Here is a 16,001-nt window from a genome sequence, read left to right on the forward strand (position 1 = left end):
CTGCGTACGCTCGAGACCGCGGGCCCGGACCGGGCCCCGCACCACCATCGGTCCCCGCGCAACGGGGCGCACACCAGACCCATAGGGAGAAGAACCCACATGAAGATCTCGCGCATCGGCCGCTGGGCCGCCCTGGCCGCCGTCGGCTCCCTCGCCCTGACTGCCTGCGGCTCGGACGACGCCACCGGCTCCAGGGACTCCGGCTCGGCGGGCTCGGACTCCTCCGTGTCCGGGACCCTCTCCGGGGTCGGCGCCTCCTCCCAGCAGGCGGCCATGACCGCCTGGCAGTCCGGCTACCAGTCCGCCCACTCCGGGGCCACCGTCCAGTACTCCCCGGACGGCTCCGGCGCCGGGCGCGAGGCCTTCCTGGCCGGCGGGGCCAGCTTCGCCGGCTCCGACGTCCCCCTGACCGACGATGAGGTCGAGAAGGCCAAGTCCCAGTGCGGCGACGGCGGCGCCATGGACATCCCCGTCTACGTCTCCCCGATCTCCGTGGCCTTCAACCTCAAGGGCATCGACTCCCTGAACCTGGACGCCAAGACGATCGCGGAGATCTTCTCCGGCAAGATCACCCAGTGGAACGACCCGGCGATCGCGGATCAGAACGAGGGCACCGACCTGCCGGACACCAAGATCACCACCGTGCACCGCTCGGATGACTCCGGGACCACCAAGAACTTCACCGACTACCTCGCTGACGCCTCGCAGGGCGCCTGGACCGAGAAGGCCTCCGGCAACTGGCCCTCCGGGCTGTCCGGTGAGGCCAACAAGGGCACCTCCGGGGTCGTGTCCACCACCAAGACCACCGAAGGCGCGATCACCTACGCCGACTCCTCCGCCGTGGGGGACCTGGGCGCCGCCAAGATCAAGGCCGGGGACGGCTACGTCTCCCACGAGGAGGAGAACGTCGCCCGCGCCGTGGAGAACGCCAAGCGCCTGGATGGCCGCTCGGAGCACGACATCGCCCTGGAGATCGACCACGAGGGCACCGACGGGGCCTACCCGATCGTGCTGGTCTCCTACCACATCATCTGCTCGGCCTACGACAAGCAGGAGACCGTGGACCAGGTCAGGGCCTTCGAGACCTACGTGACCTCCGAGGACGGGCAGAAGGCCGCCGCGGACGCCGCCCACTCCACCCCGCTGCCCCAGAAGCTGCGGGATGAGGCGAAGGCCGCCATCGACACCGTGAAGACCAAGTGAGCGCCAAGTCCTCCTCTCCGGCCCAGGACCGGATCTTCGCCGGGCTCGCCCTCGCGGCGGGCCTGGTGATCCTGGTCGTCCTGGCCGGCGTCGCCCTGTTCCTCGTGCTGCGCGCGAAGGATCTGGTGGGCACGCCGGCCGGGGACTTCACGGGCGGAGACGGCTTCATCGGCTACATCCGCCCGCTGGTGGCGGGCACCCTGATCAGCGCGCTGATCGCCCTGCTGATCGCCACCCCCGTGGGCATCGGCGTCGCCCTGTTCGTCTCCCACTACGCCCCGCGGCGCCTGGCCGCCCCGGTCGGCTACGTCATCGACCTGCTGGCCGCGATCCCGTCCGTCGTGTTCGGCGCCTGGGGTGCCTCCGTCCTGGCTCCCAAGATCGTGCCGTTCTACGACTGGCTGGCCGATGAGCTGGGCTTCCTGCCGATCTTCGCCGGCCCGGCCTCGGCCACCGGCAAGACCATCCTCACCGCGAGCATCGTCCTGGGGATCATGATCCTGCCGATCATCACCTCGATGTGTCGGGAGATCTTCGCCCAGACGCCGGTGCTGCAGCAGGAGGCGGCCCTGGGTCTGGGTGCCACCCGGTGGGAGATGATCCGGATGACGGTGCTGCCCTTCGCCCGGGCGGGGATCGTCTCCTCCGTGATGCTCGGGCTGGGTCGGGCTCTCGGGGAGACCATGGCCGTGGCCCTGGTCCTGTCCGGCGGGGCCTTCAACCCCTCGCTGATCCAGTCCGGGAACCAGACCGTGGCCAGTGAGATCGCCCTGAACTTCCCGGAGGCCTACGGGATGCGGATGAACGAGCTGATCGCCGCCGGCCTGGTCCTGTTCCTCATCACCCTCGTCGTCAACATGCTGGCCCGCCTGGTCGTGGCCCGCTACCGGCACTTCTCGGGAGCCGACGCATGAACCAGCCCTCCACCGCATCGTCGCAGCGCACCCAGCTGGGTCACCGGCTGAGGACCCGCACCGCCCCGGCCTGGCTGCCGTGGCTGATCGGGGTCCTCGCCGTCATCCTCGGGGCCGCGGCCTCCGCGCTGATCGGCTTCGGCATCGCCTCCTGGGCGATCTTCTCCGCCCTGATCCTGGTGATCGCGGGCCCGCTGGCCGTCGCCGGGATCGAGGGACGACGCCGCGGGGCCGACGCCTTCGCTCGCTACCTCGTCTGGGGGGCCTTCCTGCTGGCCCTCGTCCCGCTGGTCTCGGTGCTGTGGGTCGTGCTCGCCCGGGGCCTGCCCGGGCTGAACGCGCACCTGCTGACCACCTCGATGGGCGGGGTCACCGGCGTCACGGACAACGCCGCGGCCGCCGGCGAGGGCCCCGTGTACGGCGGGGCCTACCACGCGATCGTCGGCACCCTGGTGATCACCTTCTGGGCCACCGTGATGTCCGTGCCGATCGGTCTGCTGACCGCGATCTACCTGACCGAGTACGGCGGGGCCACCCGCATCTCCCGGGCGATCGCCAAGACCATCACGTTCCTCGTGGACGTGATGACCGGCATCCCCTCGATCGTCGCCGGTCTGTTCGCGGCCGCGTTCTTCGTGCAGATCCTGGATGACCCCTCCGCGCGCTTCGGCTTCATCGCCTCCGTCGCCCTGTCCGTGCTGATGATCCCGACGGTCGTGCGCAGCGCGGAGGAGATGCTGCGGATCGTGCCCAACGAGCTGCGGGAGGCCTCCTACGCCCTGGGGGTGCGCAAGTGGCGCACCATCGTCAAGGTGGTCATCCCGACGGCGATCTCCGGGATCTCCTCGGGCGTGACCCTGGCGATCGCCCGCGTCATCGGGGAGACCGCGCCCATCCTGGTCACCGCCGGGTTCGTCACCACCATCAACTGGAACGCGTTCTCCGGCTGGATGACCACCCTGCCCACGTACATCTACTACCAGATCATGACCCCGACCTCGCCCACCAGCCCCCAGATCTCGGAGGGCCGGGCCTGGTCCGCGGCGCTGATCCTCATCGTCGTCGTCATGCTGCTGAACCTCGCCGCCCGGCTGATCGCCCGGATCTTCGCCCCGAAGTCCGGCCGCTGACGCCCCCGCACCCGCCACCCCAAGGAGAGCCTGCCCCGTGTCCAAGAGCATCGACGTCGAGCACCTGAACGTCTACTACGGCGACTTCCTGGCCGTGCAGGACGTGAGCATGCAGATCCGCGCCCGGTCCGTGACCGCGTTCATCGGGCCCTCCGGCTGCGGCAAGTCCACGTTCCTGCGCACCCTGAACCGGATGCACGAGGTCATCGCGGGGGCCCGGGTGGAGGGTTCGGTGCGCCTGGACGGGGAGGACCTGTACGGCAAGGGGGTGGACCCGGTGCGGGTGCGCTCCCAGGTCGGCATGGTCTTCCAGCGGCCCAACCCCTTCCCCACGATGTCCATCCGGGACAACGTGCTGGCGGGGGTGAAGCTGAACTCCCGGCGCCTGCCCAAGGCCCAGGCCGATGAGCTGGTGGAGTCCTCCCTGCGCTCGGCGAACCTGTGGGAGGAGGTCCGGGACCGGCTGGACAAGCCCGGGGCCGGGCTCTCGGGCGGTCAGCAGCAGCGGCTGTGCATCGCCCGGACCATCGCGGTGAAGCCGGACGTGATCCTCATGGACGAGCCCTGCTCGGCCCTGGACCCGATCTCCACCCTGGCCGTGGAGGATCTGATCCACGAGCTGAAGGAGGAGTACACGGTGGTGATCGTCACCCACAACATGCAGCAGGCCGCCCGCGTCTCGGACCGCACCGCGTTCTTCAACATCGCCGGCACCGGCAAGCCCGGCCGGCTCATCGAGTACGCCCCCACCCAGGAGATCTTCAACAACCCCAAGGAGCAGGCCACGGAGGACTACGTCTCCGGGCGCTTCGGCTGAGCGCTCAGCCCCCTCGGTGGGGCCTCCCTCTCACAGCAGCGGGGACAGCGCCAGCAGCAGCACCGCGGCCAGGACCGCGCAGGCCGGGACCGTGAGCATCCAGGTCAGCAGGATCTTCCCCGCGACCTGGGAGCGCACCGCGGTGAACCGCTGCGTGGACCCGGCCCCCAGCACGGCGGAGGCCGACAGGTGCGAGGAGGAGTACGGCTCCCGCAGCACCGCCCCGGTGCCGAGGCTGAGCAGGCTCGTCGTGGTCATCGCGACCGCCCCGCGGAACGGGTCCACCTGCACCATCCGGGTGGCCAGGGTGCGGGCGATCCGCCAGCCGCCGCCGAGGGTGCCCAGCACCATGAGCGCGCACAGCACCGCCCCGGCAGCCAGCGCCACGGCGCTGGGCGGGGTGATCCCGGCGCAGCCCAGCAGCAGCCCGCCCAGCAGCAGCAGCCGGTGGCCGAAGTACATGCCGTGGCTCAGGGAGACGACGGCGGCGCTCAGGCACAGCAGATAGCGGGAGCGATCGTTGACGGTGCGGGGGCTGGCGTGGCGCAGCAGCCGCACCAGCAGCACCGCCGCCAGCCAGGAGACCGCGTAGGCCAGCAGCGGGCCGGTCACCAACGGCAGCCACACGGAGGCCAGCAGCTGGCTCGCGGCGTCGGCCGGGGCGTCCAGGTCCACGGCGCGGGCGGCCCACCCCGCCCCCAGCAGGGCCCCGATCAGGGCGTGGGTCGAGGAGGAGGGCATGGCCCGCCACCAGGTGGCCAGCTCCCACAGGATCGCGGTGGCCAGGACCGCCGTGAGCATCCCCAGCCCGTCGGTGCTGGAGGGGACCCGCAGCCAGTCGTGGGCGGTCTCCGGCAGCGTCGCCAGCCCCACCCCGAAGCCGATGGCGGTGCACACGGCGGCCAGGGCCAGCGCGGTCGTCGCGGTCAGGGCGCGGGTGCGCACGGCGACGGCGATCGCGTTGGGGGCGTCGTGGAAGCTGCCGATCACGGCGAAGCCCGCGAGCAGCAGCAGGCTCAGGGCGAGCAGGAGGGCCACCGGTCAGGACTCCTGCACGAGGATCCGGCCGACCTCCGTGGCCACCGCGCGCAGGTGGCGGGCCGCGGAGTCCAGCTTGTCCGCGAACTGCGCGGTCTGCTCGTAGCGGCGGGGCTTGAGGGATTCGATGAGGTCCGCTCGGTACAGGTCCCCGGTGCGGGTGGACTGCTTGGCCATGCGCAGCACCTCCACCCAGTACTCGTCCAGACCCTCCAGGTCGGACAGGTGGTGCATGGCCTCCGCGGTGAGGGAGGCCTGACGCTGGATGAGGTCCAGCAGGTCCGAGGCGCGGGAGGAGAACTGGTCCAGGCCGTTGATGACGATCGTGTGGGTCGCGGCCGCGAGATCCTCCCCCGCGGTGTTCAGGTGGTGGGCCAGCAGATACAGGTCCCCGCGGGGCAGGGCGGTGACGAAGGAGGAGCGCACGTCCGTCATCACCGCGAAGAACAGGTCCGTGCACCGGCCTTCGATGTCGAAGGCCTGCTCGAGCAGCTCGGGCCGGTCCTCCACGGGGGAGCCCATGGTGCGCGAGACCGCGGAGGCGGCGTCGATGACGAGATCGGCCATCTGGGAGAGCAGGGTCAGGGCCCGGTTCTCCTGGGGGAACAGTCGTAGTGCCACGCGGTGCTTCCGGCTTTCCGGTCGAGGGGTGGTCGGGGTGCCGCTACACCATAACCGGGCAAGGTTAACGACGACGGCCCGCCCCGGGGATTCGGGGCGGGCCGTCGGATGAGGAGGTGGGCACTGGACCGGGAGCGCCTCTCGGCGGAAGGCCGCTCGAAGCGGCTTGATGATGGAGCCCGGGGCTACCAGCGGCCCAGTGCCGCCCTCCCAGTCTGGTCCCGCACCGCGGGGGCTGTCAACGAGCCCGCGCGGTGCCGGGAAGGCCGCTCAGTAGGCCGTCGGGGCCTGGCGGGCGGCGGTGACCGCGCGGTACCAGGCGGAGGAGGGCTTCAGGAACAGGAGGATCACCCCGATGATGAAGACGATCGTCCCGATGCTGCCGAGGAGGCCGCCCGTCGCCAGGCTCGCGAGGACGCCCAGGGCGGAGAGGGCCGCGAAGACGAGCAGGACGATGCGCGCCCAGTTGCGTCCCTTGCCGGCGAACCACACGAACAGGGCTCCCACCGCACCCATGAGGATGTAGGCCACGAGCGCCGTGATCCGGGCCGCGCTTGCCATCGTGGAGACGGTGGTGGCATCGACGGTCTGGCCGTTGACCTGGGCCTGCTGGGTGTAGGTGGCTTCGAAGTCCAGGGTCAGGGCGGCGATGATGCCGAGGACCACGGTGAGCGCCAGCGAGATCCACAGGATCAGGAGGCCGGTGCGCACCTGCTGGGGCTTCTGCTGGAGCAGCTGGTCCACGGAGCCGGCGGCCTGAGGCTGACCGGCGTAGGCGGGGGCTCCGTACTGCGGGGCGCCCTGGCCGGTCTGGTACTGCGGGTAGCCCTGCTGGGGCTGGCCCTGGCCGTCCTGCGGGGTGCCGCCGTCGGCGGGGTTCTGCTCGGGCTGCTGCGACGTGATCGATGTGCTCCTTCGAAGGGGTCTCGGGGTGTGCGTCGTGCGTCTCGAGTGAAGTTGGTGTGCATCACCCATTCCACCAGATCACCGCGGGAAAGTCCCGCGGTGAGTCAGTAGCCGCGGCGCAGGACCTGCACGGTCTGGAACCACCGGGAGACCGGCTTGGTCCACAGCATGAGCACCCCCACCAGGTAGGCGACCTCGGCGATCAGCGTCATCACCGAGCTGATCCAGAAGGCCGGGCCGGTGGCCTCCTGCATCAGGGTGTCGATCTCCGGGTTCTCGGCGGCCAGGACCGTTCCGATGACGGGCAGGGCGATGAGCGCGAAGAGCGAGGCCAGGGCCTGCAGCCCGGCGATGATCGCGAAGACCAGCGAACTCACCCGCGCCCAGTTGGCCCCGCGCAGGCACAGCCACAGGAAGGCCGCCCCCATCACGTAGACCCCCAGGCCCAGGACCGCGCCGATGACGGCGCCGGCCACCTCGAGGGCGCCGCCGAAGATGAGGTTCTCGTCGATCATGCTGACCAGGCTGCCCAGCAGGGCCAGTCCGCAGCCGATCCAGCCGATGAGCACCCCGGTGCGCAGCCGCTGCGGGGCGGGGCCCGCCTGCCGGACATCACCGGGCTGGGGCACATACCCTCCGGAACCGGTCGCATCGCCGTAGCGGGGGACGCCGCCGGGGGCCCCGCCCGGCTGGGCACCCTGCCCATAGACCGGTGCACCCTGACCATGCGTCGGCGCGCCCTGGCCGTAGCCGGGGGCCTGCTGGTACCCGGCGTGGCCCGGGGCGGGTGCCCCCGCGGCGGGCCCGCCCGCGGCGTCGGCGCCGTCCTGCGGGGCGTACTGGCCGTAGCGCGGTTGGGGACGGTCGCGGCTCGGGTCCTCGGGGGAAGAAGGGGGCTGGGTCATCTCATCCTCATTCGGTCGGGGCGGTCTGGGACCGGTGGTGGTGCATACCACCAGTTCACCAGAAAAACCGCGACGGCGCGCCCCCGCCGGGGACGCGCCGTCGAGAGGAGGTCACGGGGTCGGAGCGCCGCCGTTGACGTCCAGCACTGAGCCGACCACGTAGCTGGACTCCGCAGAAGCCAGGTACACGTACGCCGGGGCGATCTCCACGGGGTGACCGGCCCGCCCCAGCCAGGACTGCTGGCCGAAGCCGTCCAGCTTCGCATCGGGCTGCCCGTCGGTGACCTGCAGCGGCGTCCAGAAGGGCCCCGGAGCCACCGCGTTCACGCGGATCCCCTGCGGGGCCGCCTGCTGGGCCAGGGACTTGGTGAAGGCCTTGATCGCGGCCTTCGTCGCGGCGTAGTCCGGGAGCACATCCGAGGGCTTGTAGGCCTGCACCGAGGTGGTGTTGATGATGGTCGAACCGGCCGGCATCACCCGCAGCGCCGCCCGGGACAGGGTGAACATCGCCTGCACGTTGAGGGCGAAGCTGCGATCCACCTGGTCATCGGTGAGCTCCTGGATGCTCTCGGACCAGAACTGCATGCCCGCGTTGTTGACCAGGATGTCCAGCCCGCCCAGCTCCTGAACGGCGGCCTCCACCAGCCCGTCCCGGTACGAGGCCTCCAGCAGATCCCCCGGCAGCAGCGCCGCGGTGCGGCCCTCCGCCCGGATCAGCTCGGCGACCGCCTGGGCGTCCTCCTCCTCATCCGGCAGGTAGGCGATCGCGACGTCGGCGCCCTCGCGGGCGAAGGCGATCGCCACGGCCGCGCCGATCCCGGAATCGCCCCCGGTGATCAGGGCCCGACGCCCGGGCAGGCGCCCCAGGCCCCGGTAGGTGCGCTCGCCGCGATCCGGCTTCGGCTCCAGGCGGACATCCAGCCCGGGATTGGGCTGGTGCTGGGGATCCGGGTTCAGCTGCGGGTAGGCGGTCACCGGGTTCGCGAACTCCAGCTGGGAGGCCACGGGGGTGCGCTGCTCATCGGTCACGCTCTGCTCCTTATGTTGAGGGCCCGGGGTCACCGGGCCGGGGTGCGCGCCGACGCCGTGGGCGGCGTCGGCGCGCGAGGGGCCGCGGCGGGCGCGACCGGGTGCGGGGTGCGGCCTCAGAAGGACTGGGCGCTGACCCGCACCAGCTTCTCGTTGGTGAACTCCTTCAGGCCCCACTCGGCCAGCTCCCGGCCGTAGCCGGAGCGGCCGATGCCGCCGAAGGGCAGGCCCGCCTGGGTCACCAGGTGCTCGTTGACGTGCACCATCCCGGCCTGCATCCGCCGGGCGAAGCGCTCGCCGCGCTCCAGGTCCTCGGTCCACACCGAGGCCTGCAACCCGTAGTCGGTGTGGTTGGCCAGGCGCAGCGCGTCCTCCTCGTCCTCGGCGCGGTAGACGATCACGGCGGGGCCGAACAGCTCGTTGCAGCCCAGGTCGGAATCCGGGTCCACGTCGGTGAGCAGGGCGGGGGACATGAACCAGCCGGGACGCTCCAGCTTCTCGCCGCCGGTGCGCAGGGTCGCCCCGTTCCGCACGGCGTCGTGGATGCGCTGGACCACCTCGTCCCGGGCGGTTTCGGAGGACAGAGGCCCCATGTCGGCGTCGGGATCGTCCCAGGCGCCCACGCGGATCGCCTCCACGGCCTCCTGGGCCTTGGCGACGAACTCCTCGTAGAGCTCATCGACCACGATGATCCGCTTGGGGGAGGTGCACACCTGCCCCTGCACGGAGGTGCGCAGCCCGACGGCGGTGCGCACCAGCGCGTCCAGGTCCGAGGTGTCCAGGACGACGAACGGGTCGTTGCCGCCCAGCTCCAGCACGGACTTCTTGAGGTTCTTCCCCGCGTTTTGCGCGACGGAGGCCCCGGCCCGCTCGGAGCCGGTCAAGGAGACCCCGCGCACCCGGAAGTCCTCCAGCACGGCGGGGACGTCCTCGGTGTCCAGGTAGAGGTTGATGTAGGCGTCCTCCGGGATCCCGGCCTCGTGCAGGATCTCGGCGAAGGTGCCCGCGGACAGCGGGCAGATGGCCGCCTGCTTCATCAGGATCGTGTTGCCGATCAGCAGATTCGGGGCGGCGAAGCGGGCCAGCTGGTAGTAGGGGAAGTTCCACGGCATGATCCCCAGCAGCACGCCCAGCGGCTCGTGCTCCACGATGGTCTTCTGCGCGCCCTGCGGCTGCAGCTCGGTGGGCTCCAGGACGTCGGGGCCGTGCTCGGCGTACCAGCGGAAGATGGAGGCGACCAGCTGGACCTCCTGCAGGCCCTCGCTCTTGAGCTTGCCCATCTCCCGGCCGATGATCCCGGCCAGCTCCTCGGGGCGCTGCTCGAAGAGGTCTCCGACCTTCGCCAGGGCCTGGGCGCGCTGGGCGATCGGGGTGTCCCGCCAGGGGCCGACGGCGCGGTGCGCCCGCTCGATGATCTCGGGGATCTGCTGGGCGGGCAGGGAGTCGAAGGTCTGCTCGACCTCGCCGGTGGATGCGTTGGTCACTGCGAATTCGGTCATAACCCCTAGTCAACGCCCCGGGTGGGGGACGGTTCCAGGGGTTTTCGCCGTGAGCATGACGACGGGGGCGTCATCCGGGGACGCCGGGCGTCATCGGCGCGTCGCACGGTCACATCCGCGTCCGTTCTTGGCTGGCCGCGGCTGCGCCGGTTCACTGGAGGGGTACCTATCCAGAGCGGCCGAGAGACCTGGCTCGACGACGCCGCAGCAACCACCCCCACCGCCCTCGTGCGACGGTTCGGGAACGGTGCTCCCGCCAGGACCGATGGATACCGTGCGACAGCCGCCGCGGCTGCCGCGATCCGTCGGCCGATCCTGCAGAAGGAGGCCCGACGTGCCCGCCGCACCCCCGACCCCGCCGCCCTCGCTGTCCTACGAGCTGTTCCCACCGCGCGGACCCGCCGCCCAGGACGCCCTGCTGCGCACCCTCGACGCCCTCGCCCCGACCGCCCCCGACTGGGTCTCCGTGACCACCGGGGTGCAGGCCGATCGACGCGCCGGCTGCCTGGACCTGCTGGAGCACCTGGTGCACCACACCCTGTACCGGCCGCTGGCCCACGTGATCGCCACGGGCAGCACCCGCGGGCAGCTGCGGGAGCTGACGGCCCGGATCCTGGACCTCGGGGTGCGCGGGATCCTCGCGCTGCGCGGGGACCGCCCGCCCGGATACGTCCCCGGGCCGGAGGAGCTGCCGTTCGCCCGCCACCTCGTGGAGCTGGTCCGGGAGGTGGAGCGGGAGCACCGCGCCCACCTGGGCGCTGGGCGCCTGGCGGTGGGGGTCGCGGCCTATCCCGTGCGCCACCCCGAATCCCCGAGCGCCCTGCACGACATCGAGGTGCTGCTGGCCAAGGAGCGGGCCGGGGCGGACTTCGCGATCACCCAGGTCTGCCAGGACCCGCAGGACCACGTCCGGCTGCGGGCCCGGGCCGAGCAGGCCGGGGTGGGGCTGCCGCTGGTGGCTGGGATCCTCCCGGTGACCAGCCTGCGCCGCTACGAGAGGGTCTGCGCCCTGGCCGGGCTGGCGGTGGACGAGCGCTTCGCCCACCGGCTGGAGACCGCCGAGAGCGAGACGCAGCGGCGTCGGGTGGGGGTGGCCCGGGCCCGGGAGCAGGCCCTGGCCGCCCTGGACGCCGGGGCGCCGGGACTGCACCTGTACACCTTCAACGAGCATCCCGCGGCCCTGGAGCTGCTGGAGGTCCTGGACCTGCCTCGCCCCTCCCCGACACCCCGCCCGCCCCTGGGCCGACGCAGTCCGGTGGAGACCGCCCGGGGGCACCTGCCCTCCGGCTCCCAGCCCCTGGACGAGGAGATCCTCCCGGCGCCTGCGACCGAGAAGCAGCGCCATCCGGGACCGCCGGACCGTTCCCGCCACCCCGATCACCCCCACACCCGAGACACCCGATCCGATGCCGAGGAGACCACCGTGAGCACCACCGACCGCACCGCCGAGCACACTGAAGAGCGCGCCGCCCTGTCCACCCACGGGGCCGCCGCCTGCCCCTTCCCCGCCGCGACCGTCCTGGGATACCCGCGCATCGGGCCCCGCCGGGAGCTCAAGCGCGCCCTGGAGCGGCGCTGGTCCGGGAACGCCGACGCCGCGGACCTGGCCAGCGAGGTCACCGCCCTGCGGGTGCGCACCGTCGCCCGGCTGCGCGAGCTGGGACTGACCGGCTGCTCCGCGATCCCCGCGTCCTTCGCCCTCTACGACCAGGTGCTCGACGCGATCGTCGCCACCGGGGCCGTGCCCGCCCGCTTCCACGACCTCGCCGACGAGCACGGGCGCCTGGACCGGGAGGCCTCCTTCGTCCTGGCCCGCGGCGACGCCGCCCGCGGGCCCCTGGAGATGACCAAGTGGTTCGACACCAACTACCACTACCTGGTCCCCGAGATCGGGCCGGAGACCCCCTTCGCGGCGAACCCCGAGGAGCTCAAGGGCCAGGTCTACGCCGGCACCTACTCCCCGGCCGACGCCGCGGCCCTGCGCCCGGCCGTCGTCGGACCCGTGACCTTCCTGCTGCTGGCCAAGCCCGAGGACTCCGCCCCGGCCGGCTACGACCCCCTGGACCGGCTGGAGGATCTGCTGCCGGTGTACTCCGAGCTGATCGCGGCCCTGGGGTGCACCGGGGTGCGCTGGGTGCAGCTGGAGGAGCCCGCCCTGGCGGCCGACCAGGACCGGGAGGATCTGCCGGAGCTGGTGGAGCGGGCCTACCGCGTGCTCTCCGAGGCCCGGGCGGCGGAGGACCCCGCCCTGCTGGTCACCACCGCCTACGGGGACGCCCGTGAGCTGCTGCCGGTGCTGGCCCGCACCGGGGTGGAGGCCGTGCACGCGGACCTGGCCTCCGGGCGGCGCGGACTGCGCCGGCTCACCGCCGAGCAGCTCGAGCCCTTCCTCGCCCCGCAGGCCCCGGCGCTGGTGGCCGGCGTCGTGGACGGGCGCAACGTGTGGCGCACGGACCTGCCGGGTGCCCTGGACCTGCTCGAGGAGCTGACCGAGGCCGGCGCCCGGGTGCGGGTGGGCACCTCCACCTCCCTGCTGCACGTGCCCCACGACCTCGAGGCCGAGACCGCCCTGCCCGGCCACGCCCGGAACCGCCTGGCCTTCGCGGACCAGAAGGTCCAGGAGGTGCTGATCCTCGCCCGCGGCCTGGCCGAGGGACGGGAGGCGATCGCCGAGGAGCTCGCGGCGGCCGAGGCGAGCCCGACCGAGCCGGGCCGCAGCACGCCCGACGCCGGGGACCCCGGGCTCGATGCGGCCGTGCGCTCGCGCGCCGCGGCCGTGGGCCCGCAGGACCGCCGGCGGGAGCCGGGACAGGTGCGTCGCGACATCCAGCGCGAACGCGGCGCGGCCGCGGGGCTGGGCCCGGTGCCGACCACGACCATCGGCTCCTTCCCGCAGACCCCCGAGATCCGGCGGGCCCGCGCCGAGCACCGGGCCGGGCGGCTGTCCGAGGAGGGCTACCGGGATCGGCTGCGGGAGGAGATCGCCCGGGTGATCCGGCTGCAGGAGGAGCTGGGGCTGGATGTGCTGGTGCACGGTGAGGCCGAGCGCAACGACATGGTCCAGTACTTCGCCGAGCACTTCGAGGGCTTCTCCGCGACCGAGCACGGCTGGGTGCAGTCCTACGGCTCTCGCTGCACCCGCCCCTCGATCCTGTGGGGCGACGTCTCCCGGAAGGGGGAGGGGGTGCGCGGGGAGGCCTTCACCGTCCCGTGGATCACCTGGGCGCAGTCGCTGACCGAGCGCCCGGTCAAGGGGATGCTCACCGGCCCGGTCACGATCCTCGCGTGGTCCTTCGTCCGGGAGGACCAGCCGCTGGCCGTCACCGCGGACCAGGTGGCCCTGGCCCTGCGCGATGAGGTGAGGGATCTGGAGGACGCCGGCATCGGCATCGTGCAGGTGGACGAGCCGGCCCTGCGCGAGCTGCTGCCGCTGCGTCGGGAGGACCACGCCGCGTACCTGGAGTGGGCGGTGCAGGCCTTCCGCCTGGCCACCTCCGGGGTGCGCGCCGAGACCCAGATCCACACGCACCTGTGCTACTCGGAGTTCGGGGAGGTGCTCGCGGCGATCGACGCGCTGGACGCCGACGTCACCAGCGTGGAGGCGGCCCGCTCCCGGATGGAGCTGCTGGCCCCGCTGGCCGAGTCCGGTTTCGACCGCGGCATCGGGCCGGGGGTGTGGGACATCCACTCCCCGCGGGTGCCCGCCGAGGAGGAGATCCGGGACCTGCTCCAGGCCGCGGCGCGGGTGGTGCCGGCGGATCGGCTGTGGGCCAACCCGGACTGCGGGCTGAAGACCCGGGGATACCCGGAGACCGAGGCCGCGCTGCGCCACCTGGTGGCCGCGGCCGCGGCGGTGCGTCGGGAGGCCGCGGCGCGTCCGGAGGAGGCGGTGCCGGTGGCCTGAGCCCCGCTCAGTCCTCGGGCAGCAGCTCGACGATCCCCTCCAGGAACTCCGGGGTGTCCAGTCCCGGATCCACCGAGATCCGCACGAAGTAGCCGTGCATGAGAGCCAGCAGCCCGTCCGCGCGGCGCCGGGCCAGCTCCTCCGCGGGCCCGGCGTCGCCCTGACGGCGGGCCCAGGGCAGCAGGGCCCCGGCCATCAGGTCCCGGACCCGCCGCAGGTTGCCCCGGGCCAGCTGCGCGATCCGGGGGTCCAGGACGGCCTCGGACCACAGCTGCAGGAACATGCGCATCAGGTCTCGGTCCACGACGTCGCGCGGCACGGTGCGGGCGATGCCCCGGGGGGTCACGGCCTGCTCCGCGCTCGCGGCCTCGGCCAGGATCCGCTCGGCCCGCTGAAGGGTGCGCTCGGCGGTGGCCTGCAGGATCTCGTCCTTGGAGGAGAAGTGGGAGTAGATGGATCCGGCCGAGAGTCCGGATTCGCGGATGATCTCGGCCATCGAGGTTCCGGTGAAACCGCGGCGGCGGAAGCAGGCGGCGGCGGCGTCGAGGATCTGTCGGCGGCGGGCGTCTCTGGTCTCATCGGTCAGGCGCGGCATACACAGAGAATACCCGTTCTGTTATGGTGTTCCCAAACAGAACAGGCATTCTTTACGAGGAGCATCCATGTCCGCACCCGAGCAGGCCGCCGCGGCACCCGCCGCCTCCCGCCGGATCCACGCCCCCAGCTCCTGGCCGCGGGCCGGGATGGTCGCGCTGATCTGCGCTGTCGTCGTGACGATCATCGTCCTGGCCTTCACCTGGCCCACCAAGACCCAGGAGGCCAAGGACCTGCCCATCTCCGTGGCCGGGCCGCAGGAGCGGGTCCAGCAGCTGGAGGACACCCTGGAGCAGGCCCGCCCCGGGGTCTTCGATTTCCACGAGGTCTCGAGCCGGGACGACGCCGAGCAGCAGATCCGCCGGCAGGAGACCGTCGGGGCCATCGTCTTCTCCGATGACGCCCAGCAGCCGCCCGAGATCCTCAAGGCCACCGCCGCCGGAACCGTTCCCGCGCAGCTGATGACCGCCCTGGGGGAGCAGCTGCAGTCCCAGATCCGGGCCGGTCTCCAGCAGCGGGCCGACGCGGCCCAGCAGCAGCTGCAGGCCTCCGGCGCCCAGGCCTCCCCGCAGCAGATCCAGCAGGCGGTGGGCCTGCAGAAGGCCGCCGCGAGCACCAAGGTGACCGTGACCGACGTCGTCGGCCTCTCCGACGAGGATCCCAACGGCGCCGGCTTCACCGCCGCCTCCTTCCCCCTCGTGCTCGGCGGGATCATCGGTGGCGTGCTGGTGAACACCATGGTGCACGGACTCTGGCGGCGCCTGTTCGCCGCGGGGGCCTACGCCGTCGTCGCGGGGCTGAGCCTGACCCTGATCCTGCACACCTGGTTCGGCTTCGTGCAGGGAGGCTTCCTGGTGGACTGGATGGTCTTCATCCTGTCCGTGCTGGGCACCTCCAGCTTCATCCTGGGCTGCACCGCGCTGATCGGCAACGCAGGGATCGGTCTGGGCGCGGTGATCACGATGTTCCTGGGCAACCCGCTGTCCGGTGCTCAGGTGCCCTGGCAGTTCTACCCGCACCCCTGGGGCTGGATCGGCCAGCACCTGGTGCCGGGTGCGGCTCAGCACCTGCTGCGCAGCGAGTCCTTCTTCCCCGACGCCGACACCGCCGAGCAGTGGTGGACCCTGATCTTCTGGGCCCTGCTGGGTGTCGCCCTGACCGTGGTGGGCTACCTGGTGCACCACCACGGCAGGACCAGCGATGTGTCCGAGGAGCAGTGGGAGGAAGCCCACGAGGGCGGGGCCCGCGGTGCCGAATCCGCGAGCAGCGTCGCGTCTCAGGCCGGTGCCGCGACTGCCGCGCCGCGCCATCGGGCCGCCGGCTGACTCCACCCCGGCGCCGCTGAGCGCCCCCGTGCCGCGAGCCGGCGCCCCCGCCCTTCCGGATCCGCAGATCCGAGGGACGGGGGCGCCGGCTCGTTCGTGGCTGGTCCGGGGCGGGG

Annotated in this window: 13 protein-coding genes and 1 riboswitch; of the genes, 6 read left to right on the forward strand and 7 right to left on the reverse strand. The window is 72.3% G+C overall.

Annotation, left to right across the window (positions count from 1 at the left end; genetic code table 11):
* Nucleotides 1-99: 99 nt before the first annotated feature.
* The 4 genes from pstS to pstB are packed head-to-tail and all read left to right on the forward strand — an operon-like array spanning nucleotide 100 to nucleotide 4,064.
* Nucleotides 100-1,203 carry a phosphate ABC transporter substrate-binding protein PstS gene (gene pstS, locus AC0VXQ_RS01745; RefSeq protein ID WP_475528885.1) on the forward strand — a complete coding sequence of 368 codons (1,104 nt, stop codon included), beginning with the start codon at nucleotides 100-102 and terminating at the stop codon, nucleotides 1,201-1,203.
* Nucleotides 1,200-2,117 (forward strand): phosphate ABC transporter permease subunit PstC, encoded by a 918-nt coding sequence (gene pstC / locus AC0VXQ_RS01750; RefSeq protein ID WP_058731657.1) that lies wholly within the window; start codon nucleotides 1,200-1,202, stop codon nucleotides 2,115-2,117. Before pstS ends, pstC begins: the two co-directional genes overlap by 4 nt.
* Complete coding sequence (gene pstA, locus AC0VXQ_RS01755; protein WP_081046316.1) at nucleotides 2,114-3,247, forward strand: phosphate ABC transporter permease PstA; 1,134 nt, start codon at nucleotides 2,114-2,116, stop codon at nucleotides 3,245-3,247. Before pstC ends, pstA begins: the two co-directional genes overlap by 4 nt.
* 37 nt (nucleotides 3,248-3,284) lie before the next feature.
* Nucleotides 3,285-4,064 (forward strand): phosphate ABC transporter ATP-binding protein PstB, encoded by a 780-nt coding sequence (gene pstB, locus AC0VXQ_RS01760; protein WP_058731658.1) that lies wholly within the window; start codon nucleotides 3,285-3,287, stop codon nucleotides 4,062-4,064.
* 30 nt (nucleotides 4,065-4,094) lie between these two features.
* Here pstB and AC0VXQ_RS01765 read toward each other — a convergent pair whose 3' ends face one another.
* The 6 genes from AC0VXQ_RS01765 to AC0VXQ_RS01790 form a co-directional block, all read right to left on the reverse strand.
* Nucleotides 4,095-5,102 carry an inorganic phosphate transporter gene (locus AC0VXQ_RS01765; protein ID WP_475528888.1) on the reverse strand — a complete coding sequence of 336 codons (1,008 nt, stop codon included), beginning with the start codon at nucleotides 5,100-5,102 and terminating at the stop codon, nucleotides 4,095-4,097.
* 3 nt (nucleotides 5,103-5,105) lie between these two features.
* A complete protein-coding gene (locus AC0VXQ_RS01770) occupies nucleotides 5,106-5,723 on the reverse strand; it encodes a DUF47 domain-containing protein (RefSeq protein ID WP_058731660.1) in 618 nt (205 codons plus the stop codon).
* A gap of 270 nt (nucleotides 5,724-5,993) precedes the next feature.
* The gene (locus AC0VXQ_RS01775; RefSeq protein WP_475528891.1) at nucleotides 5,994-6,698 is read right to left on the reverse strand and encodes a hypothetical protein; all 705 of its coding nucleotides are present in this window, start codon (nucleotides 6,696-6,698) and stop codon (nucleotides 5,994-5,996) included.
* A 35-nt stretch (nucleotides 6,699-6,733) separates the two neighbouring features.
* Complete coding sequence (locus tag AC0VXQ_RS01780) at nucleotides 6,734-7,534, reverse strand: hypothetical protein (protein WP_058731662.1); 801 nt, start codon at nucleotides 7,532-7,534, stop codon at nucleotides 6,734-6,736.
* A gap of 111 nt (nucleotides 7,535-7,645) precedes the next feature.
* On the reverse strand, nucleotides 7,646-8,539 hold the full coding sequence (locus tag AC0VXQ_RS01785; RefSeq protein ID WP_196825817.1) for an SDR family oxidoreductase: 894 nt from the start codon (nucleotides 8,537-8,539) through the stop codon (nucleotides 7,646-7,648).
* 140 nt (nucleotides 8,540-8,679) lie between these two features.
* A complete protein-coding gene (locus AC0VXQ_RS01790) occupies nucleotides 8,680-10,062 on the reverse strand; it encodes an NAD-dependent succinate-semialdehyde dehydrogenase (protein WP_475528893.1) in 1,383 nt (460 codons plus the stop codon).
* Nucleotides 10,063-10,225: 163 nt separating this feature from the next.
* A riboswitch (SAM riboswitch) is annotated at nucleotides 10,226-10,334 on the forward strand.
* 62 nt (nucleotides 10,335-10,396) lie between these two features.
* Between AC0VXQ_RS01790 and metE the strand changes: the two genes are divergently transcribed.
* Nucleotides 10,397-13,966, forward strand: a complete 3,570-nt coding sequence (gene metE / locus AC0VXQ_RS01795; protein WP_311197645.1) for a 5-methyltetrahydropteroyltriglutamate--homocysteine S-methyltransferase — start codon at nucleotides 10,397-10,399, stop codon at nucleotides 13,964-13,966.
* 7 nt (nucleotides 13,967-13,973) lie between these two features.
* Here the strand turns inward: metE and AC0VXQ_RS01800 are convergent, their stop codons facing one another.
* Nucleotides 13,974-14,561, reverse strand: a complete 588-nt coding sequence (locus AC0VXQ_RS01800) for a TetR/AcrR family transcriptional regulator (protein WP_058730371.1) — start codon at nucleotides 14,559-14,561, stop codon at nucleotides 13,974-13,976.
* A 67-nt stretch (nucleotides 14,562-14,628) separates the two neighbouring features.
* On the opposite strand from AC0VXQ_RS01800, the gene AC0VXQ_RS01805 reads away from it, so the two are divergent.
* Nucleotides 14,629-15,885 (forward strand): ABC transporter permease, encoded by a 1,257-nt coding sequence (locus tag AC0VXQ_RS01805; RefSeq protein WP_058730370.1) that lies wholly within the window; start codon nucleotides 14,629-14,631, stop codon nucleotides 15,883-15,885.
* Nucleotides 15,886-16,001: the final 116 nt, after the last annotated feature.

This window comes from Rothia sp. QJM3NY_36, from assembly GCF_056173115.1.